Origin of the sequence: Nostoc sp. NMS8, from assembly GCF_017115045.1 — a bacterium.
In the GTDB taxonomy this organism is placed as follows: Bacteria; Cyanobacteriota; Cyanobacteriia; order Cyanobacteriales; family Nostocaceae; genus Nostoc.
In genome coordinates this window covers 44,845-65,398 of the sequence record NZ_JABXKK010000097.1, presented here as the reverse complement: position 1 = coordinate 65,398, position 20,554 = coordinate 44,845, and the positions used below count along the sequence as shown (strand labels likewise).

Genomic DNA, 20,554 nt, shown 5'->3' with positions numbered 1-20,554 from the left:
TCTCTAGTTTTATTTTCCCATTTTTGGTAAATAAGACTGACGATAATTGTTCTTAGCCATCAGCCTAGCCTCACGCTTTGTCCACTGTTTTTGTAAAGGGACATCAGCCAATCTTTGTAATAATATGAATACACTATCATCTCCAGTCAACCGAGCGATGATTTGAGCGATCGTCTTACAACAACTCCAAGGATGACGTACCACCTGAACTTCTGCAAATCTCACCACACCCCAATTGCGCTCTAAGAAAAAACGGTTACGGATTTTATCATCATCAACATCAATGCAGTGGTGAGGTTTACCTGTATCTCCAGCATAAGGTTCATCAATCTCAATATCGAGAGCTAACCCAGAAGATTGATGGTAAAGGATAAAATCAGCCGAGTAACGTCGAGACGAACCAGGAATTTCAAATTCCACCGCTTGACAGATAAGATTCTCTAGAAACGTACACAGTAAATGGCGAAAAAATTGCTTTTCACTGACACCTTGCTTGGCTGTACCATTTACATTTGGTAATTGAACGCATCCTTGAAACGAAGCTTTCAAATGCTCCTGTCCTTGATAAGCATTAAACCGTCTTGCTAGTGGTGGATAAAGGATAACCGGATAGTAGCTAGTAGACATTAGTAGTTATCGGGCTGATCGCGTTTAAGAGGATGTTTAAAAAATGGGGGGCAGTTGTAAGAAAGCTCACAAGGCTTAAGCAAATACCACCCTTGACAATTTCCCCATTTCCTTAACTTGTCACCAATGTTTGGACATTTATGGAAAGAGTTCCTACAAGAACGAGCATTGAGCAATAAGTTAACCGATGGTACTGATTACGCAGGTTAGATCTGCCATTCCCACACGGCTAAAACAGGGATGCTTGCAGACAACAAAATGAAGTACTTGTGAATTTAGATGAGATGTCTGTAAATTTTAGATGAAATTTTTCAATCTAGCTTACAGCAATAACACTTACAGTAGTCCAGTATAGTTTTGCCCTCTACAATTTAAAGTGGGAGAACTCGCTTTACAGTAGGCAACCTGTATTTTTACTTACTCCAGGGGAAAATCAACGATGCGATCGCTGGTTTGGCACTATAAATTGACCGTTTATATCTTACACAACATTTTTGATTTCAGGGTGAGGCGAGCACTAGTTCTGCTGTACTTTTCTATTAAAATACTAGGTCATATTTTGCTAACACATGTTTGGTTCAAATACCTTCTTAAATGCACTATTACCGCTACGCGGAATTCAAAATCCAAGATGCCCTCATTAGGCGGGCATTTCAAGCTTTTTGAAGGATAGTGCTATTTATGCCGTAAGAGGCAATTGAAGAGACTGAGCAAATGGACAGTTCTATTTCAATGCTGGTGGATCTATCTATGGAGATTGCGCCGATAGCAACTGGCAAAGCTTCTCCAGCATACTCATGCAAAATATTTGACGTACAAGGTATCGATTTTCATAAACACAGGAGTGAATTTATGAATGCTAATCGATCAAGTAAGGATGGACAATTAACTCAAGCGGCTTTTACATTAGTACAGGCGCTCAATCAAGTTGTAGATGAAAACCTGCCAGGGAAACTAGCTGGAATAGTAAAGGTACATGCAGGAATTGGTGTTGGGTGTGTCTTCATTCCAGTACCTGGCGCAGATTTATTTGCAGCTTTTGGTAATACATGGACAATGTATATGCGTATCAACAGGGAGCTTGATCTGCCTTTTACCAAAAGCTTTGTCAAAAGCATTGCGACAGGAATTTTGTCTAATTTGGCATCAAATGCAGCCATATTAGCAGTTATTGGATTTGGATCTGCTCTAAAGATTTTGCGCTGGCACTTTTGCCTCTTATGCTGTTATGAGTGGAACGGTTTATGCTGCTACGATCGCAGCGGGCTATATCTACATGAAAGCCCTTGCAGCTTTACTGAGAAACAAGAGTGCAGGGCAAAGGAGGAAGATTTCAAGGCTGCGGTCGCCAAGGTCATGGAGGATAAAGCGACCGTTCAGTCAATCTTCAAGTCTGCCAAAGAAAGCTACAAGCAATCTGATTCCAATTTAACTGATTTAGCCAAAGAACTAGGGGCACTAAAACAGAAGATGCAAGAAAGTGCAGTCACTTCAGACCAGATAGATGCTGTAGAGGAAATTGCATTAGCAGAAATGGCTGCACAGCGAAATGATGTGGAAAAAACGTTCAAACGATTGCGGAATGCGGGTGATTGGGCGTTGGAAAATGCGGACAAATTGGAACTGAGTCTCGCCGCAGCATTGAGAACAGCACTCGGTCAGTAACACTTCCTTTGAGCGATGTTCAACACCTTTCATGGTCTTTTATGAGGAATAGTTTCGTGATGGATGAGCAACGGATGCAGGCGTATGTGGGGTTGATTGAGCAACTGCTGGGCTGTCCGCAAGGGCAGGAAAGAGAGGTTTTGCAGGTGAATGTGGAACTGGTGGATTTAGGTCTACTAGAGGTGATTGAGCAATATTCAACGCATCTGGAGACCGAGGGAAATAGCAAGGCAGCGAAATGGCTACGGGAATTTGCAGTTCCGTTGGCACAGGCATTGGAAATTGTGGCAGCGCAGGAGGCAGTGACACGGGGTAATAGTGAGGAGGCGATGGCGGAGGGCTTCCGGTCAGAGACTGGGGAGTTCCAGACTCAGGAGGCGATGATAAGGGGTAATAGTGAAGAGGCTGCATATTTTTTGTTGGAGACATTACAGTTCATAGCAAATAGTGGGGGTAATCCTCAGCAGGTCTACCAGATCTGGGCACAGAAACAAGCACAGTTGAATCTAGCATTGCTGAAAGTTTTACCCCTGGTAGTAGCACAGCTATATGAACAAAAGCCGGAGCAGCGAATAGCGATTGCCGCTGACTTGCTCACTTTTGGCAATCGGATTAATCAGTTTCCCTTAGGTATCCGTTGGCTGAATCTAGAGCTAGGCATTGCAGCCTATGAGCAAGCACTACAAGTTTATACCCGTCATGCCTTTCCAATAGAGTGGGCAATGACGCAGAATAATCTAGCGAGTGCCTACTCACGGCGTATCCGAGGGAACCGTGCTGATAATTTGGAAAATGCGATCGCAGTCTCTGAACAGGCACTGCAAGTTTATACCCAAGATATTTTCCCAGAACAGTGGGCAACGACGCAGAATACTTTGGCGATAGCCTACTTTTACAGTACCAAAGGCAACCGAGCAGAGAATTTAGAAAAAGCGATCGCGGCTTTTAAACAAGCACTACAAATCAGAACACAAGAGGCTTTTCCTCAAGATTGGGCAGACACACAAAATAGCTTAGCGAGTGCCTACGCAGAACGTATCAAAGGAGAACGAGCGGATAATCTCGAAGTTGCCATTAATCTCTATGAACAGGCACTGCAAATTAGAACCCGTGATGCCTTTCCAGTAGAGTGGGCAATGACGCAGAATAATTTAGCAAATATCTACTCACAGCGTATCAAAGGAGAACGGGCAAATAATCTTGAAAGTGCAATCATTGCCTACGAACATGCGTTGCAAGTTTTAACGCGCGATGCTGTTCCAGAGCAATGGGCAGCAATCCAAAATAATTTAGTTCTCACTTACAAAAACCGCATCCAAGGAAACCGGACGGAGAACTTGAAAAAAGCGATCGCGGCTTCTCAACAGGCACTACAAGTTTATACCCGTGATGCTTTCTCAGAACAATGGGCAGCAATCCAAAATAACTTGGCGCTTGTCTACTCTGAACTCACTCAAGGCGATCGAGAAGAGAATCTCGAAGCTGCCATCACTGCTTGTGAGCAGGCACTACAAGTCTATACTCGACATGCCTTTCCAGTAGATTGGGCAATGACACAGATTAATTTAGCGAGTGCCTACTCACAGCGTATCCGAGGAGAACGGGCAGACAATCTTGAGACCACCATTACTGCCTATAAACAGGTGCTGGAAGTCTACACCCGCGATGCCTTTCCAGAAAGATGGGCAATAGCGCAGAATAATTTAGCAAATACCTACGCAAGCCGTATTCGAGGGAAACGGGCAGACAATCTCAAAGCTGCCATCACTGCCTATGAGCAGGCACTACAGGTCTTAACCCACAGAATCTTTCCCAGAGAGTGTCGACAAACAGCCCGTTATCTAGGGGATTTGTACTCTGAACAAAAATCTTGGTTAAAAGCTGCCAGATCTTATATCCATGCTTTCCGTGCTGCTGAAATCCTATATCGGTCTGGCATACTTCTGGAGGGCAAAGCCGCCGAACTTAATGCAACTGCCAACCTACCACACCTCACTAGCTATGCCATTGCTCGCTGCGGGCACTTAAAAGCTGCCGTTCTGATCCTAGAGCAAAGCCGTGCTCGTGGACTTAGCGAGAGCCTAGATAGAGATCACGCTAACCTCACTAAACTTCAACAAATCGCACCGTCTCTTTACGAGCAATACCGGGACATTGCAAATCAGCTCCGTAATTTAGAGAGCCAACAGCGAAATCTTGCATTTTCCAGCGATCGTCATAGTCTTGCCCCCGAAGGCGATCGCAATTCAAACGTTTATCTACGTCAAAATCGAGATGCCGTCATTGTTCAAACTCGCCTAGATGCTGTTATTGCTCAAATCCGTCAAGTTGAGGGCTACACCAATTTCCTTGATCAACACAACTTTGAGGATGTCCGTACTGCGCTTCAATCTGACTGCCCTCTGATCTACCTTGTATCTACACCCAATGGAAGCCTTGCCTTGATAATCACTCCAGATAAGATTGCTGATCTCTGGTTAGATAACCTCCCCCAAACAGACTTTCAAAACTGGCTCAACACCTACATCCCATCCCAAGCAGATCGTCAAACTTGGCTGAATGCTATCGACTCTATTACTCAGCAGCTCTGGCACCCTCTGATGGCTCCCCTAATTCACTATCTTAAGACTCATGATTTTCAGCAAGCCACCCTCATCCCCACCGGACCCCTCAGCCTGCTCCCCCTCCACGCCGCCTGGATGCCAGACCTCAGCAAACCCACAGACCGCTGGTACGCCCTCGACGACATCCACTTCACCTACACCCCCAACGCCCGCAGCTTCAATGCAGCCAGAGCGATCGCCCAGCGAACCGAGGCAGACGCGCTGTTGGCGATCGACAATCCCAGCCTAGACCTGCCTAACTCTGAGCTGGAAGTGAAGGCGGCGCTCGCCCATTTCCCCCAACATCAGATGTTGAGACAGGGAGAAGCTACAATCGTCTCCGTTCGCGAAGCCCTCCAGCACTGCAACATCCTACATCTGTCCTGCCACGGCACCGCCAATCTCATAGCACCGCTCACTAGCGGACTTTTGATGAGCGATGGACTCCTCACGCTCAAAAATATCCTTGACCTCAAACTGGCAGAAAGCGCGACAGGTAGCATTCGTCTCGCCATCCTCTCCGCCTGCAAAACCGGACTTACCGGAATCGAAAATGTCGACGAAGCGATCGGGCTACCCGGCGGACTACTTCAAGCGGGAGTCGCTGGAGTCATTGCATCACTCTGGTCCGTAGACGATCTCAGTACCCGACTGTTACTCGTTAAATTCTACGAATTGTGGCGCGAGAAGAAGTTACCTCCTGATCAAGCCCTTCGCCAAGCCCAAATCTGGCTGCGAGATAGCACCGAAGCCGAGATTGCACCTCTTCTGGGAATGCGTATTCGCAACCCGACCAACCGCCCCTTCTGCCATCCCTATTACTGGGCTGCCTTCAGCTACACTGGCGTTTAGCTATCCCACTTACCGATTTTCATTCATTCCTATGTTCACCAATGACCAGGTACTAGCTGCTAGCCGTGCAATTCGTCCCTTATTACCCAAACTGATCCCAGCCCTAGCTGATCAAATCGATTGCCAACTGTCCCAACTCCTTAACCAAACCGACTTGGACGAAACCACTCAAGTCGATCACCTGTTAGAAGTTTTGGATGCCTATCCCGAAAGCAAAAGTTGGCTCGATCAATTCCTACAGACCCCTGCTACCGAACGAGGATACTCCGGACTTCCCGGCGGCTCCCCACTTGCTGCCGCCACCCCCTACATCTGCCCCATCGGCAACGACTACACCTGGTATCGAGAAGCCAACGAAGAAATTCCCCTCTGTCCCACCCATCTCGTTCCCCTGGTTTCCCCCCCAGCGAACGGACAGTCATGACAGCAAAAGTTCTGGAAAGCTTCGGTGGCAAACTTGCCGAACAGTGGGTTGCCACACTGCTCACCCCAGCCTTCATCTTTTGGCTGGGTGGCTTTGTCACAGCCATTCAACGGTTGGGCTGGAACACATTAGTAACCCGATATACGGCTTACCCCGAACCGCTCCAAATTGCCATTTTAGTCGGTGCCCTGTGCATGGTTGCCGCCACTGCCTTCGCCGTACAACGCTTCGATACCCCCATCATTCGGTTCCTAGAGGGCTACTGGTACCCCTGGCTGCGACCTGTTCGCCAAACCCGCATTGCCCATTATCGTCAACACAAACAAGCCCTCATCCAACAGAGCCAAACCCTGAGAACCCAAGAAGCTAAACAAAAAGCCAAATTTCAAGCCCTCAAAACCATCATCGAAACCCAAGGAACCACCAGCCTCACCCAAGCCGATCAGGATGAGTATCGCCAACTCAACGAACGCCTCCTCACCCCTACTGACCAAGAAACCCTGGCACGAATTCGCCTTGCTCTCCACAACCTACCCGCGAATACTGACTTGATGCCCACCCGCTTGGGCAATATCCTGCGTACCGCCGAACGCAGACCCCTGGAAAAATATGGCTTAGATGCGATTATTTGCTGGTCGCGCCTCTGGCTCCTCCTGCCTGAAGCCGCTAAAAAAGACCTCCAAGATGCCCGCGCCGACCTGAACAACGCCGCCCGCCTGTGGCTCTGGAGCATCTTGTTTCTGGTCTGGGCAGCTTTAGGGGCTTGGTGGGCTATTCCCTTGGGTATTCTGTCAGCCCTATTTGCCTACTACAACTGGGCGATCGCCGCTGCCACAACCTACGGCGACCTGATTGAAGCTAGCTTCGACCTCCATCGCCAACTCCTCTATCAAGCCCTCGGTTGGAAGAAACCTGATGACCCCAACGAAGAACGTCGAGTGGGGCAGCAACTTACCGACTACCTGTGGCGCGGATTTTGAAGGAGCGATCAGCCCTATGCTGCCAATGCCAATGAGGGGCTGGAGAAGAAACCAGCCCTGATCGTAGGTGAGCGATCGCTCTAAATTGCCGAATATCCAGCATCTAACCCCAATCAAGCTAATGATCAAAATCCTCGATTAATGGAGATACCCATGAAAGAATTAACTCAACAGCCTTCATCTTGGCTACCAAATGGAATAAAACTTAATCTTTCTGATCAGTTTCGTCCTTTTTATTTTACTGAAGAATTACAAATACGTTTAGAGGAACTATTAGAAAAAAATAAAGAAAACTTACTCAATCCAGATGAACAAGCAGAATTAGCTGGGTTATTAGAATTAGAAAAAATCTTCAGTTTTATCAACGCTAAACTTGCTTCTTAATTGTGGTTATCAACAATATTGTTCGCTTAAACGTCCGTAAAAGGGCAAAATACTTGTGTGAATATTGTCACTCTCCAGACGCGCTATCGCGCCACGGTTTCTGGCGTTAAGCAAGCAACATTTATGCAAACACTGACAATAACTTTAACTTCGGCTGACTCAACTATTGCTGCTAATCAAAATCTTCAACCTCCACAAAAGGTCACTTCCAATTTATCTTTCAATACTAATTTAGATTCAGGCACTATAGCTATCTTAGAACAGATTGAAGCTGAATATGAATACTACCAAGCTTGTGAGGAGTGGTAGCCATGAATTTAGCACTCGCTCAACAATCCTTAGCAGGACTTTCCCAAACTGCTGCTCACCTCTGGGAACAGCTAACTAATTGCCAGACTCCTGAAGAAGAAGCTGCTATCATCACCGCTATTTGGGAAACTCAGGAAGTTCAGGAAGAAGTTGTTGATATCCAAGCAGAATTAGCATTGCAACTGGATGCTGAAATAACGGCTATTAAGCAACGACTAGAACATCTAAAAGCTGTACATCAATCAGCACTATTAAGACTAGAGCGCTGGCGACAAAAATTAGATGAAACTATTTTAGAACAAACCGCCGCAGGAATTCTACCTGAGCAAATGATTGGTAATTCACTTCGCATCACAATTCAAGAAAATCCGCCAAGTTGTGAGGTGCTGATAGATGCAGAACAATTGTCTCCAAAATACCGCAGAGAAAAGACTGTTTACTCAGCAGACAAGAAAGCTATTATTGCTGCTTGGAAGAAAGGTATTCCTGTCGATGGCACTCACATCCAGCGCAAGCGCCGAGTTATTTATGCTTTGACAGCAACAGCAATTCATGACTTCAAAGACTCTCTTTTAACTTAACAATAGCTTTAACTAATTTATCAGCCAACAGCAGGAATGTCACTGTTTTGTTGGCTACTACTTATAACTCTTTTTTGATACTTAAGTAGGTTGGTACTATGAAAGTGAAATATGTTCAAACGTAACTGAATTAAGCCTGGCTTCTAAAATAAATAGTGTTTCATCTGTTTCTCTAACTGCTCATTTTTAGCCAACCAAACACCTGAGTAACAGTTAACTCCAAGTCTATCCCGGCTAACACTGGCAAACGCTCATCACCCTGTAAAAATTCTGGTTGTTGATTTGGACGGAAAACCAAAATGGAACGATCTTCTGGATCTATCAACCAACCTAATTGGCAACCATGATCTAAGCAATAGAGAATATTGCCTGTAACTCGATTTGAACTTTGTTCAGGAGAAAGAATTTCAATTGTCCAGTCTGGAGGAAGCAGAAAATCGTTGGGTGCTTCGCCATCAGCAGCAAAGGGAATACGCGACCAGTTGAAAACCGCTACATCAGGTACTATTGAACGGATACCAAAACTACAGCGCAGTTCTGGAAAGGCATAAGCAACATGAAGGCTTTCGGCAACATCGTTGATACTGTTGCACAGCCTTAACTGTAATCGGCTATGCTTCCCTTTTGGCATTGGTTTTTGAATAATCTCACCATTAATGTAAACGCTTGCAGGCTTTGTTTCTGGTAGCTTGAGAAACTCCTCCAGAGTCAGGGATTGGGTAATTACCGTAGACATGGCTCCCGAAGAAAAGCAAAGGGGATATCTTTTAGTCTAGCAGTACCGTAGTCTCAAAAACAGTTTCTACTTCTGGCTACCGCCACAACCGCTTGCACACCAGTTAACAAGGCCAAAAAAGCTATGACCACAAAATGGCTAACACCAGAACAGGCCATTGTCAAAGCCAACCTCACTGTTACATCTGAAACCTTAAAATCTTACATTTCAGAACAACAGGGAAAAACCACTGCCCAAGAACAGTTCCAAGCTTTAGGATTGCTATTTGACAGGGAACGCTTGCGTGCAGGTAAACCTAACTTTTTGCAACTTTTAGAACCAGTAAGTGATGAAAATAGCTACGGCGAAGATGAAATCGACTCTGATCAGTTAGACGACGATGACATAGAAACATCTGCTACCAACAAGGGAAATCAACTAGAACCATTTATTTTTGAGCAATGCAAAGTTCAAATCGTTATCACTTTACTACCTACACAACAAACAGGAGATAGACCTGTAATGATTGCTGCCAGCAGTCACGGTGATTTCCCTATGGTTGCCATGCTCAATCAAGACGAGCTGGGTGATTTACCACCTGCAATTGTTCAACTACTGGACGAACTGAAAACCGATTTTCCTAATCGCCAAATTCGCCGGAATATAGCCCAGACTAAAGCTGTTAAAACCAATAAACCGCCCACTATCCAAACTCCAGTTCGCACTGAAACTACTAGCTCAGATACTACTAAACCAGCCAGTAATACTACGCAAATTTCCCTGTTTTAAATGCCATGACTACTACAAATAGTAACAAATTACTTGTTATCTACGAAGGTCAACAGCACTGGATTCCAGAAGCGATCGCCATTAATGACCAATTACTACGGGATGCCTTTACTCCTCTTTGCGCTGAACTGGCAAACGCAGACATTGAGCGTAAACCAGGAGAACCCATTCGCATCATCAAGAAGCCCGGTAAAAAAGGTACTTCTTCTCTAGATTGCTTGATAATGGCTCCTGAAGAAATCAACCCCGCAGTCCAAATGTGCCACCAAATGCGTAAACGTCAGGTCATCACCGGAATTGACTGGGAAAATGCAGGACAGCTATCAGTCCAAATTGAAGAAGCGATCGCAGATGGAACAGAATTTTCTGAGTCACTCAACCAAACCATAAAATCCCTAATAGCCTGCACTCCCACATCTAGCGTTATCCTTGAAGGTTTTTGAATGCTGACAAAAGGAGTTGGAAATTGACTTGAGGAATAAATTATTGTCCAAATTACAGCAGTTTGCATTTCGACTGAAGTAGACCCCACACCTTACCTGCATCTCTTCTTTAATTCCAACCCCCATAATAACGAGTTGTACAAAGTATGTCTCACCTCGTACCCCTCAGTATGGCAGAGGCAATTTATAGTCTTTATCAGTGCCAATTTACCTTAGATGCCACAGAATCACTCGATTATCTGGAAACCCAACTCAACATTTACTCCTTACTAGCACTGTATCAGCACTACTTTCCCACCGAATGGAAAGCCAGCCAAGCCACTATTTACCCACCTACAGATGTAGATTGCCATAGTCCCAGAGAACTGGAATTCATTGTACTGATTTACACTCATCTGTTTCCGTTATCCCACTGGACTGTAGAAACAGCCTATGAACAAAGATTGCACAGCATTCCTATTACCCCAATGGGTATTGACTGGACAATGGATGGAGAAATTGAACATCTCAAAGATGGTTGGCAACTACTTTTACCTTTTAGCCATGACAGTCGCCGTTGGCTTGATGACATACACCCAGAAGGTAGCGATTGGTTTGATAGTGAATTTGCTATTTACGAAATTACGTACAGTGATATCGACCACCCAGACAAAATTGACCACAAAAAACTGAAACAGCAGTGTCATCACTTAGATAATCCTTTAAAGTTTCTGCCTTTAACTTTAAAGCTGCTAGACCATGAAACTAAAAACCTTTGGTTGGACGAGTACGCAGACGATTATTACTACCAACCTGACCGCACCTTTTTACCTTGGTCAAAAGCATCTATTGATTTGCTCACCAGAAAATGGCAGCAAGCAAACCGAATGCTGAACTGTGCAGCCAACTTAATTGATTGGCTAGAAGCAGACTTAAAACCTCATGCTCAAATCCTACTAAAACTATGGAAACAAGCATTGAAACCACATTAATCGACGTTACATCAACACCAATTCTATCCAGCGAAATTCTACGAGCAATTTTGGCAGACCCTCCCCGAAAATCTCCAGTAATTCAAGCAGAATTGCTGTTTTTGGATGGCATTTACATCTTCCACCACCGAGACAAAGAAATTGCCGATGCTCATATTTACAAATGTATCTCACCCGCAGCCCTGAGAACTGCTTTCAGCAATGAACCAATTGATACTGGTTGGATGGAACCAGGAATTGTGCGCTGGGGTACGGGCAGTACAGATACATATTTGGTAAAATTTATCTCACCAGCCACTCATACAATCAATTGCGATGAACTTGGATCTTTAACCGTTCCGCTACCTGCAATGGTGTTTGTGGGCAAGGGATTAAAGTATTGGGTTTTGGCAATTCAAGAACAGGAGTTTACTCCTCAAGCACCAGCTTTTCATGTGCCACTACCCAATGTCTACAGTTCTGGACAGGTGTGTTGGGGAGTGAACGAACCACCTCCTGCTAATGGTCTATCAATTAACCATGCTTGGAATTTGTTTATTTCCAGTATTTTCACTAACCATCTAACAATAAGTAAATCACAAAAATACCGCAACGATGTTCGCCAGCAACTTCTAAAACTGCACAAAAGATGTAGACGTGTAACCTATCCTGTATCTGACCTTGTGCCTATCGGCAATCAAAAAAGTGTCGCTATGCTTGTACAGGAAATCCTCGATGAACCCATTGCTTGAAGGTATTATTGATTACAAAATTGTCACAACTTCATCTCTGCCAACACACACTACCAGTGGACTAGAGTACCTTTATGCCGGAAATGGCATCTTTGCTAGAGCCATTCGTCCCGGCATAGAGGTATTAATGCCCATTTGCTTGTGTTCCCAAACTATCAAAGGGCTACCTCACCTAACACCTTATCTCAAAGTCACTCCCTTAATTCCCAAACCGCTACTACTGGAAATGTGGCGGTCGAGTTATCAAGCTGGCAATCAATTTCATGAAATTCTCTTTCACCTCCACAATACTGATACAGGCTGGGATTTACAAGTCCCAGAGCAAATTCAAACTCCAACTAGCTGCCAGCCAACTCATTCTGGCAGTGACTCTTCCCACCAGAAAGCGGCTGTAGACATCCATTCCCACGGTTCCTTACCTGCCTTTTTCTCTACCACCGATAATGCTGATGAATCTGGCTTTCGCATTTATGGAGTACTAGGTAGAGTTAATACCCTGAAACCAGAGATTAAATTACGGGTTGGACTGTTTCGCCACTGTTGGGATGTACCTGCTAGAGCAGTGTTTGACATTGACCGAGACTTTTTTATGGTTGATGTCTCACTTTCATCTGGCTGCAAATTTTACAGTACCGATGTACCGCCTGTAAATGTGATGGAGAAGCTATGGAGGTGAATTTCAATTTAGCAAATGCCTGTCCCCTCGCCAATACCTATATCAACTTTAACCAACTGTACTATGGAGCTAAATCTTGATTTGGCAAATGCTTCTCCTGTCGTGACTGTCAACTACTCGAAGATAGAACTGTGGCTAGTTGGGTGCGGCGGTACTGGTTCTTGGTTGGCTCCTTCTTTGGTTCGGTTAGGTAGAGTTCTTTCTCAGCAAGGTAAACAGGTGAAACTCTACTTTGTTGACCCGGATCATGTTGAGTCAGCTAACGTTTTCCGCCAGTGCTTCTGTGATGCAGAAATCGGACTCAACAAAGCCAAAACGTTGGCGGTGCGCTACTCCCTGGCCTGGAAGATGCAAGTTACAGCGATCGCTCAACCTTTCCAACCCAAATGGATTGTCCCCAGTTACAATACCCTGATTGTTGTCACTGCTTGTGTAGATAATGCCAAAGCCAGAGAGTCAATTACCCAAGTACTTCAGCACAACACTCATCGCAGAGCGCCTCACATTTGGCATTTGGATTGCGGTAACTCCAAACGTAGTGGTCAGATACTATTAGGTTCCCATCTGTCTACTAACCCCAATGACTATGATTTTGAAGTTTTAGGCTGCTTTCGCTTACCTGCGCCAACTATACAGCAACCTGACTTACTGGTTTCACAACCAGAAGAATTGGCAGACAACAACTTGTCCTGTGAACAAATGGCCTTGCTCAATAGCCAGTCCTTGAGCATTAACCAGCGAGTTGCTGCGGAAGCCTTTGATTATTTATTACAACTGACGGCGGGGAAACTACGACGATTTGCTACTTATTTCGACTTAGAAAGTGGTAGCGGAAAATCCCTGTATACAACGCAAGTCAGTATTATGCAGGCAATTCTCCTGAGTCACTCCTGTGCGATGCCGATAGCGAAGCGGTAGCGAGTCATCGAGCGTCATAGCCCGTTGTAGACATCGCTCCCCTCTCAAGTTAACAACCAAGCACTGTACAGTGACTTCAATTAAGCAAACCAGCCCGCAACGCTAATACAGCTGCTTGGGTGCGATCGCTTGCACAAAGCTTGTTCAAAACCCCACGCACATATACTTTTACACTTCCCAAGCTGAGATAGAGTTTCTGGGCAATCTCGTTATTGCTATAGCCTTGGACAATTAACTCCAAGACTTGCAGTTCCCGATTTGTCAATGGATCTGCTTCCAGAATGCTTGCTTGTTCTGGGTCAATTGCAGAGATCGTCACCGTTTGAGTAGCATTTGGTTTTACCGCCGCCGCCGCTCCAGTACGAGTATGCTTGAGAACAATACGAGCGATCGCTGGATCAATCCACGACTGACCTTCATGGGTGATATGCAGCGCTTCCAGCAACAACTCGAACTTAATTGTCTTCACACAGTAAGAGTCTGCCCCAGCTGCAAACGCTGCCAGTACCATCTGCTCTTTGGCAAACGAAGTAAGCATTATTACTTTAGTCTGTGCAGCAGTTTCCGACACTAGAGATTCCCGAAACTGCTGCACCAGCCATATTCCGTCTCTATCCGGCAAGCCAATATCGACGATCGCTATGTCTGGTTTTGTACTTTGGAGCAGTTTCAACCCATTGGAGGCTGTAGCTTCATCACCCACGACTTGAATACCTTCTTGCTCGTTGAGAGAACTACGCATACCAATCCGCGTTAAGCTATGGTCTTCAATAATTGCTACTCGAATATCTACCATCATTTACCTCAGCAGCTTGGTAACTATACTTTTTTAACTGTCGAATATGGTTTCAAGGAAAGGATTACTCCATTGGACGAAAAATTTTAGCTATTCAGCCAAAATGTGGCTATTGAGATGGAAAGCGGCATTTCAATGTTATTAAACCTCATTCAGGTTGAAACCAGTAGTTTTTACAGTATTGGTTGAAAAGTTCATATATCAAAGGCTACATATCTCAACTGGCTGTTGAAAAAGCTCCAGTGTTCAAAATAGACATCGTTTAATCTGAAAATTCTCTGAAAAAATCTTCCTAAAGTATAAAAAAATATAAAAGCACTGAAGTTAAACTGAAACCAATACAGTTTATTCTGACTTGTGTCCACATCACACTTAGAGGAGGATGTAGCTTATTTCTAAGCGAGAACCTTGGCTCTTACACATAACATAGCCAGATTAACAATTCGTAATTACGTTATGCATGGAAATTTAGACCTCAATCATAAGGTTGTGACCTGTAGAGATGGGAGACTATAACCAGTTTATTAATTACCAATTACGTAGCTTGCTTCTTGTTAGAAGCGAGTATTACGAATTAGTAATTATATTGACCAATGCCTTGAATTTCAAAAAATTCTGATGAATGCTCATCGCCGTGTAGTGGTCAGCATGGCGGTTGAAATTACACTTTTACCAACGAAATTTAGCTTGACTACTCTATTTCTCTACTCGGAAGGGATTAGGTTTATTAAAGGCGTTTTATGAAGAACACTTTATCTTGGAATATAACTTCAGAACAAAGAAACCAAAGAATTCTGCTGGTGGATGACTCAGCTGACAGCCTCCGCTTGCTGCAAGTCACCTTAAAGCTGAAGGGATACAACGTGATCATAGCCGACAGTGGTGCTGAAGCATTGGTAAAAATTGCTGAATCTCCTCCCGATTTGGTACTGCTTGATGTAGTGATGCCGGATATGGATGGCTATGAAGTTACTCGGCAAATTAAGCACAATTCAAACTTACCTTTTATCCCAATTTTGCTGGTGACAGGTTCTGAAAAATCAAGTGTCGTCAAAGGTTTAGATGCAGGTGCAGATGAATTTATTTGCAAGCCGGTAGATAAGAAGGAATTACTGGCCAGGGTGCGGGCTTTGTTGAGACTGAAACACAGTATGGACGAACAACTGTTCCTCATTCAGCGACGGGAAGATTTTGTGACCCGCCTCACTCACGACCTGCGAACTCCGTTGATAGCTGCTGACCAATTTCTGAAGTTGCTGCAAAGAGGTGTTTTTGGCAATACCTTATCAGCAATGCGTGAATCTTTAGAACAAATGGCTCAGAGTAACCAAAATTTGTTGTCAATGGTCGATACCTTGTTAGAAGTTTACCAGTATGAAGCTGGAGGCAAAACTTTGGATTTCTTTATAGTTGACCTGTGGGAATTATGTCAGCAAGTAGTGCAAGAACTAATGCCTTTGGCTAATGCTAAACATTTAACTCTCAAAGCTGTCTTGACAGAGGGTACTGAAGCTTCTTTAGCTAGGGTTAGAGGCGATCGCCTGGAACTACGCCGACTACTCACTAACTTAGTTGGGAACGCCATTCGCTTCAGTGATGCTGGGTCAGTAGAAGTTCGCCTCAATTCCACTATTCAAGGGGTAACGATTGAAGTAGAGGATACAGGTATTGGCATGAATCCAGAAGAACAATTACTCTTATTTGATCGCTTTCGACAGGGCAAGCATCAACGTCGTGGGAACGGTTTAGGATTATATTTATCCCATCAAATTGTTGAAGCCCATCAGGGAAATATTTCTGTTTTATCGACTGTTGGAAAAGGCAGTATCTTCACAGTTTATTTACCTGTGCAAACAGCTTATTCAGAAATGTTATCAGCATAAAAAATTTGGGAAATCGAGCTTACAGCACTTCCGGCTATTATGCAATACAGTTTTCCTCTTACCCCTCTCCTATCATAGCTTTCAGCTTTGAGGATGTACCTCATAGCCGCCGGAAGTGCTGTAAGTATTTGCACCAAAATAATTTACCTACGTTATCAAAAAAATGAGAGCTAAGGCTTTCAGTTCTTCAAAAAGGTAACTTATTAATGCGTGCCTCTTAAAGGAAGTTTTACCAAGATTCATCTGGTTCAGGTGGACGCCAACCACGAGTAGTTGAACTTTCATCACCTAGTCTATCAATTGCCCCAGGATCGCTATTGAGAAATTCATCTAAATCTTCATATCCACTTGGATAATAATAACCTGATGTAGGTTTGATAGGATTTTCCTTAATTATTATGCTTTCACCAGGTTTGAGATGAGCATATTCGGGGTAATGCTCATCTTGGGATATATCATCAGAAGGAACGATCAACTCATCTCCTGGTGAATCTGGGTCATCGTCATAAAGCATTACTAATAAACCATCTTCTAGCCGTTGAATTCTTTTATTCATAAAATCTAGTGGTAGCTTCAAAGTTGTGTAGCTTAAGTAACACAGTGGAAAAATGATAATACGATTAAAAGCCCTATTCAGCTATTTAACTTTCTTGGAAGTCTGCTAGCAGAGCTAATACCGTATAAAATACCGTCTGCCATGAAATCAGTAAATTATCCACTTGGATGATTTTATCGAGTGTAATTTCGTGCCAAGGTGAATATTGGAGTCTCATGCTTGCTAGATAGGCTATCTAATAGATTATTGGTAATGGATTTAACCACTAGAGTCTTAGAAGGTTCTGGTCTGAGCATACCTATCTTTGATGGGTCGCATAACAATGGTAAGGGGAGATATTTATCTGAACCAGAAATCATTAAAAATTCTCTGCTCGAACAGATGTTTGAAGCAGAAGATTTACAATCTCTACTACTGGTTAAAATTGACAGTAAAAATCCAGATGCGAACCATTTAAGACAAAGAACCTTTAGTGATGGAATCCGACGCAAGTTAGCTTTCAGTTCTGGCAATAGTTATTACTTTGCTGATGATTCACTGCATAAAAAAATTAGACGCTTATTCGCTACAGAACCTGATACTGCTTGTCGCTATGGTTCTTTACTAGTTAGCAATTGCTACAAAGGATCAGAAACTTTTACAGGGCTGCGAGTTAAAATTGTGGACTTTGAAGATCCACAGTATGCTCATTATAAAACAGGAGACTGTCACGGCAAGATTTCGCCCCAACTTGCCAAACAATTGGGAGGAGAAGGCAATTGTCCATTCCAATTTCGGTTTGCCTGGAGGAGTAATTGGGCTGAATCAGATAATTCTCAGTGCCCAAAAACCAGCTTCTTATCCAAAGGTACTTTCCTGCCCGATGCCAATTTGACCGATGCTAAAGGCTACGACATTATTATGGATCGTTCCTCAATTAAAGGCATTAAAAAGTCGGAACTCAAAAACTTAATCACCTGCGGTGACTATGAGTTTCCCCAAGCGGTAATAGGTAATCGAGGTAACGCCAAAGCTACTAGCTACGATAATAGTTGGCAGTTTACCATTTGGTACTCAGAAGAAGCAGTCAAACAAGATTTGAGCAAACCCACCGAAGAAAAAGCTAGAGAACTTGCCGAGTTACAGTGCAATCCCTTGGTGTTAGCAAAATATATCATTCAACAATATGACAAACAACAGCGATCACAGCAAGAGCAATCTGAAGAAGCTTTTAACGAAATTGAGGGTAATGCCAACAATCAAGCACAGGAATCTCGCTGGATTTCCCTATTACGCAGCGATAAATATGGTCAATTGATTGAAACACCCAAATTTCGCAAGTTTGCTACCGATTACATAGCCAATCAATGGCGTGACTTAGCGATTAAGGGAGGATACAACCATAATTCGGGTATGGCAATGCCATGCGATCGCCTAACTCGTGGCACAATCTGTGTACCCCATCTACCGGAAGGAGATGTCATTCTCACCCGTTACCCCATTGTCAACTCAGACAACATCCGCCTCTACCAAAATATCCACGATCCAGAATTGAGGAAAACTCGCAATCTAGTTTGGATTCACCCCAAGGATGCCGAGGAATACCACCAAGCCGATTTTGACGGCGACCAATTAATGGTCAGCCCTGCCAGTAAACTACCTAATATTGCTCAAGAAACTCTCCGCGCAGGTGAACCGGGACGATTTGAGCCAGTTAAACAACGTCCTAAGCTGGCGTATACGGAAATCACAGATGAACAAGGCAACTTAAAATACAAAAGTTTAGCAGAGATTGCTGCTGCCAGCAGTCAAAATAAAGTTGGGCTAGTAGCAACAAACATTGGGCGTGTACAATCATCGATGCCCAAAGACGGTGAGAATGTGGAGCGATTTGGCAGACGACAAAGGAAGCTACTAAACCGTCTATTTCAAGCACTTCAGGTTGAGGTAGATTCGCCCAAAAGTGCAGAAAGATTGGAAGATATCAAAGAAATAGGTGGGGAAAATTTACTCACCGATGCCAAAAAATGGTCAGAGTCTCATCCTAGTTACTTTTTTGACTTTAAAAAAGATGAACGGCTTTATCGCTCCTTTGCCATGCCTGCGAATGCTCCTGGCTCAATTAACGTTATTGCCAGAGAAATAGTCAATCCTTTGTGGGAACCAACACGCATTCGCAGCAGAGATAGACATGAGTTTCGCTACCTGTTTCCCAAAGAGACGCTATCTGTAGATGCCTTAGAATGGGCAGAAGAACTGAAAACAAGGTTTCAGGAAGCTAGAGACGAAATTAAAGAACGGGTGGAAGATGATAGGGAAGCCTTTAATGAGGAACTAGGAAAGCTCTACGAAAGCTATCGGGCGGAAATTGATGAATTATTCTCCACTTCAGAGGAACGATTTGTAAGTCGTGCGGACAAGCTTCGCCAATGCGTAGCGTCTCGCAGAGAAGGGGCGGCGGCATTGTGGCACACACAACACACCCGTCCAGAATTAGATCGGCATCGCAAAGACTGTTTAAAGCTGGCAGAACAGATGAAAATTACGTTTTCCTTTGAGCACGATTATGAACTGCTAAGCGTTGCATTACCACAGGATATTTATGTTTTGAGTGTTCCTTTCGGTGCAGGTGCTATTAAATGGAAAGAATCTTTAGAACAAAAGGGAATTAAATTTGATGCCACTATTCATCCTCAATTACCTCTGATTGAATTTGCTTTGAAAGACTTATCACCCAAAGTAGTTGATAAATTAGCAGCTAAATTTGGCGAAAACATTAACGATTTAGATGAACTTAATATCCCGAAGGATTTGAGAATTATTCCTCCAGCAGATCATAGTTGGGCAACATCACGTCAGGATTCAGGTGTTGGTGCTTTGGCATATAACCTATTTACAGAGGAAGTATGTCAGCAGCTTCAGGATTTTCAGTTTGATGAAATTAAAGTGTTGGGTATCAAATACAATCACTTCGCCAATGAAAACTTTGCTAGTAAGCAATGGAAAAGGCGCAGCGTTACTTTGGAAGTAGGAGTTTTTGAGTTACCTGAATCTCATCCAGAGTTTTATCGTTACAACGGTACACCGATATTACAGATTGATGGCAAGAATTTAGGCACTTTTGCTCCTGACAGTCCGAAACTGCCGATTGGTGCTACATTTGCAGCTACTTTGCAACCAGATGGCTCTAGTATTATCCTCAAGGTTAATCCTGAGTCAATCAATCTGCCAGTAGTTCCATTACCGGAATCAGAACCAACGTTAGATACTGCTGGGCAATTCCGAGCCATTCACCGTGAACTCTGGCGTAAAGAAATGTTTGATAATTTGGTAAGAGCGATCGCTACTACCTACGAACAGCGACAAGCCAATCAATCTGCAAGTAATGAAATTGAGCAGTTTAAAATTGGTAGCCATTGGACTGCTTATGTGCAACCCAGTGGTGATTTTATTGTGCGAAATGAAGGTAAGCGGACGATTTGTCGAGGTAATCTACAGACGGGTGAGGAGATATTTCCACTTTCAGAAGAACGTGCCAGTGAGCTACAAGTGATGATTTTAGAGAGGGAACGATTACTTCACAGAAAACATGAGTTATCACATAATGGACACCATGTTAGCAGTCAGGATATAGAGTTGAACTAAAGTGGTAAAAGAGATTATTTAAATTTA

19 protein-coding genes are annotated in these 20,554 nt (G+C 43.8%); 15 read left to right on the top strand and 4 right to left on the bottom strand.

Annotated features, from left to right (window positions below; genetic code table 11):
- Positions 1 to 9 precede the first annotated feature (9 nt).
- Positions 10 to 627 (bottom strand): hypothetical protein, encoded by a 618-nt coding sequence (locus tag HWQ39_RS22890; RefSeq protein WP_292849944.1) that lies wholly within the window; start codon positions 625 to 627, stop codon positions 10 to 12.
- Positions 628 to 1,341: 714 nt separating this feature from the next.
- Here HWQ39_RS22890 and HWQ39_RS22885 point away from each other — a divergent pair.
- From HWQ39_RS22885 to HWQ39_RS22855, 7 genes are all read left to right on the top strand, one after another.
- Positions 1,342 to 2,292: a hypothetical protein gene (locus HWQ39_RS22885; protein ID WP_292849942.1), complete on the top strand. Its 951-nt coding sequence runs from the start codon at positions 1,342 to 1,344 to the stop codon at positions 2,290 to 2,292.
- A 41-nt stretch (positions 2,293 to 2,333) separates the two neighbouring features.
- Entirely contained in the window at positions 2,334 to 5,747 is a 3,414-nt protein-coding gene (locus HWQ39_RS22880; RefSeq protein ID WP_292849939.1) for a CHAT domain-containing protein, read from the top strand.
- A 31-nt stretch (positions 5,748 to 5,778) separates the two neighbouring features.
- Positions 5,779 to 6,171, top strand: a complete 393-nt coding sequence (locus tag HWQ39_RS22875; protein ID WP_292849936.1) for a hypothetical protein — start codon at positions 5,779 to 5,781, stop codon at positions 6,169 to 6,171.
- Positions 6,168 to 7,151, top strand: a complete 984-nt coding sequence (locus HWQ39_RS22870; protein WP_292849934.1) for a hypothetical protein — start codon at positions 6,168 to 6,170, stop codon at positions 7,149 to 7,151. Before HWQ39_RS22875 ends, HWQ39_RS22870 begins: the two co-directional genes overlap by 4 nt.
- A 153-nt stretch (positions 7,152 to 7,304) precedes the next feature.
- Complete coding sequence (locus HWQ39_RS22865; protein ID WP_292849931.1) at positions 7,305 to 7,535, top strand: hypothetical protein; 231 nt, start codon at positions 7,305 to 7,307, stop codon at positions 7,533 to 7,535.
- Between the two features lie 57 nt (positions 7,536 to 7,592).
- A complete protein-coding gene (locus HWQ39_RS22860) occupies positions 7,593 to 7,844 on the top strand; it encodes a hypothetical protein (protein ID WP_292849928.1) in 252 nt (83 codons plus the stop codon).
- 2 nt (positions 7,845 to 7,846) lie between these two features.
- Complete coding sequence (locus HWQ39_RS22855; protein WP_292849925.1) at positions 7,847 to 8,425, top strand: siphovirus Gp157 family protein; 579 nt, start codon at positions 7,847 to 7,849, stop codon at positions 8,423 to 8,425.
- Between the two features lie 172 nt (positions 8,426 to 8,597).
- Here the strand turns inward: HWQ39_RS22855 and HWQ39_RS22850 are convergent, their stop codons facing one another.
- The gene (locus tag HWQ39_RS22850; RefSeq protein ID WP_292849922.1) at positions 8,598 to 9,161 is read right to left on the bottom strand and encodes a Uma2 family endonuclease; all 564 of its coding nucleotides are present in this window, start codon (positions 9,159 to 9,161) and stop codon (positions 8,598 to 8,600) included.
- Between the two features lie 123 nt (positions 9,162 to 9,284).
- On the opposite strand from HWQ39_RS22850, the gene HWQ39_RS22845 reads away from it, so the two are divergent.
- From HWQ39_RS22845 to HWQ39_RS22820, 6 genes are all read left to right on the top strand, one after another.
- Positions 9,285 to 9,929, top strand: coding sequence for a hypothetical protein (locus HWQ39_RS22845; protein ID WP_292849919.1), 645 nt, complete (start codon positions 9,285 to 9,287; stop codon positions 9,927 to 9,929).
- Positions 9,930 to 9,934: 5 nt separating this feature from the next.
- Positions 9,935 to 10,372: a hypothetical protein gene (locus HWQ39_RS22840; RefSeq protein WP_292849917.1), complete on the top strand. Its 438-nt coding sequence runs from the start codon at positions 9,935 to 9,937 to the stop codon at positions 10,370 to 10,372.
- Positions 10,373 to 10,518: 146 nt separating this feature from the next.
- Positions 10,519 to 11,343 (top strand): hypothetical protein, encoded by an 825-nt coding sequence (locus tag HWQ39_RS22835; protein WP_292849915.1) that lies wholly within the window; start codon positions 10,519 to 10,521, stop codon positions 11,341 to 11,343.
- Positions 11,316 to 12,074, top strand: a complete 759-nt coding sequence (locus tag HWQ39_RS22830) for a hypothetical protein (protein WP_292849912.1) — start codon at positions 11,316 to 11,318, stop codon at positions 12,072 to 12,074. The genes HWQ39_RS22835 and HWQ39_RS22830 overlap by 28 nt, the downstream gene beginning before the upstream one ends.
- A complete protein-coding gene (locus HWQ39_RS22825) occupies positions 12,058 to 12,750 on the top strand; it encodes a hypothetical protein (RefSeq protein WP_292849909.1) in 693 nt (230 codons plus the stop codon). The genes HWQ39_RS22830 and HWQ39_RS22825 overlap by 17 nt, the downstream gene beginning before the upstream one ends.
- 63 nt (positions 12,751 to 12,813) lie before the next feature.
- Complete coding sequence (locus HWQ39_RS22820) at positions 12,814 to 13,668, top strand: ThiF family adenylyltransferase (protein WP_292849905.1); 855 nt, start codon at positions 12,814 to 12,816, stop codon at positions 13,666 to 13,668.
- 76 nt (positions 13,669 to 13,744) lie between these two features.
- Here the strand turns inward: HWQ39_RS22820 and HWQ39_RS22815 are convergent, their stop codons facing one another.
- Positions 13,745 to 14,464, bottom strand: a complete 720-nt coding sequence (locus HWQ39_RS22815) for a response regulator transcription factor (RefSeq protein ID WP_292849958.1) — start codon at positions 14,462 to 14,464, stop codon at positions 13,745 to 13,747.
- A gap of 740 nt (positions 14,465 to 15,204) precedes the next feature.
- Between HWQ39_RS22815 and HWQ39_RS22810 the strand changes: the two genes are divergently transcribed.
- The gene (locus HWQ39_RS22810; RefSeq protein WP_292849903.1) at positions 15,205 to 16,347 is read left to right on the top strand and encodes a hybrid sensor histidine kinase/response regulator; all 1,143 of its coding nucleotides are present in this window, start codon (positions 15,205 to 15,207) and stop codon (positions 16,345 to 16,347) included.
- Positions 16,348 to 16,576: 229 nt separating this feature from the next.
- Here the strand turns inward: HWQ39_RS22810 and HWQ39_RS22805 are convergent, their stop codons facing one another.
- Positions 16,577 to 16,903, bottom strand: coding sequence for a hypothetical protein (locus tag HWQ39_RS22805; protein ID WP_292849900.1), 327 nt, complete (start codon positions 16,901 to 16,903; stop codon positions 16,577 to 16,579).
- A 252-nt stretch (positions 16,904 to 17,155) separates the two neighbouring features.
- Here HWQ39_RS22805 and HWQ39_RS22800 point away from each other — a divergent pair, with 252 nt between their 5' ends.
- Positions 17,156 to 20,527, top strand: coding sequence for a hypothetical protein (locus HWQ39_RS22800; protein WP_292849897.1), 3,372 nt, complete (start codon positions 17,156 to 17,158; stop codon positions 20,525 to 20,527).
- The last annotated feature ends 27 nt before the right edge of the window (positions 20,528 to 20,554 follow it).

Excerpts from the sequence above, each read along its gene's own strand:
- HWQ39_RS22890 (WP_292849944.1), bottom strand. The coding sequence starts at position 627 with ATGTCTACTAGCTACTATCCGGTTATCCTTTATCCACCACTAGCAAGA.
- HWQ39_RS22885 (WP_292849942.1), top strand. The coding sequence starts at position 1,342 with ATGGACAGTTCTATTTCAATGCTGGTGGATCTATCTATGGAGATTGCG.
- HWQ39_RS22880 (WP_292849939.1), top strand. The coding sequence starts at position 2,334 with ATGAGGAATAGTTTCGTGATGGATGAGCAACGGATGCAGGCGTATGTG.
- HWQ39_RS22875 (WP_292849936.1), top strand. The coding sequence starts at position 5,779 with ATGTTCACCAATGACCAGGTACTAGCTGCTAGCCGTGCAATTCGTCCC.
- HWQ39_RS22870 (WP_292849934.1), top strand. The coding sequence starts at position 6,168 with ATGACAGCAAAAGTTCTGGAAAGCTTCGGTGGCAAACTTGCCGAACAG.
- HWQ39_RS22865 (WP_292849931.1), top strand. The coding sequence starts at position 7,305 with ATGAAAGAATTAACTCAACAGCCTTCATCTTGGCTACCAAATGGAATA.
- HWQ39_RS22855 (WP_292849925.1), top strand. The coding sequence starts at position 7,847 with ATGAATTTAGCACTCGCTCAACAATCCTTAGCAGGACTTTCCCAAACT.
- HWQ39_RS22850 (WP_292849922.1), bottom strand. The coding sequence starts at position 9,161 with ATGTCTACGGTAATTACCCAATCCCTGACTCTGGAGGAGTTTCTCAAG.
- HWQ39_RS22845 (WP_292849919.1), top strand. The coding sequence starts at position 9,285 with ATGACCACAAAATGGCTAACACCAGAACAGGCCATTGTCAAAGCCAAC.
- HWQ39_RS22840 (WP_292849917.1), top strand. The coding sequence starts at position 9,935 with ATGACTACTACAAATAGTAACAAATTACTTGTTATCTACGAAGGTCAA.
- HWQ39_RS22835 (WP_292849915.1), top strand. The coding sequence starts at position 10,519 with ATGTCTCACCTCGTACCCCTCAGTATGGCAGAGGCAATTTATAGTCTT.
- HWQ39_RS22830 (WP_292849912.1), top strand. The coding sequence starts at position 11,316 with ATGGAAACAAGCATTGAAACCACATTAATCGACGTTACATCAACACCA.
- HWQ39_RS22825 (WP_292849909.1), top strand. The coding sequence starts at position 12,058 with ATGAACCCATTGCTTGAAGGTATTATTGATTACAAAATTGTCACAACT.
- HWQ39_RS22820 (WP_292849905.1), top strand. The coding sequence starts at position 12,814 with ATGGAGCTAAATCTTGATTTGGCAAATGCTTCTCCTGTCGTGACTGTC.
- HWQ39_RS22815 (WP_292849958.1), bottom strand. The coding sequence starts at position 14,464 with ATGGTAGATATTCGAGTAGCAATTATTGAAGACCATAGCTTAACGCGG.
- HWQ39_RS22810 (WP_292849903.1), top strand. The coding sequence starts at position 15,205 with ATGAAGAACACTTTATCTTGGAATATAACTTCAGAACAAAGAAACCAA.
- HWQ39_RS22805 (WP_292849900.1), bottom strand. The coding sequence starts at position 16,903 with ATGAATAAAAGAATTCAACGGCTAGAAGATGGTTTATTAGTAATGCTT.
- HWQ39_RS22800 (WP_292849897.1), top strand. The coding sequence starts at position 17,156 with ATGGATTTAACCACTAGAGTCTTAGAAGGTTCTGGTCTGAGCATACCT.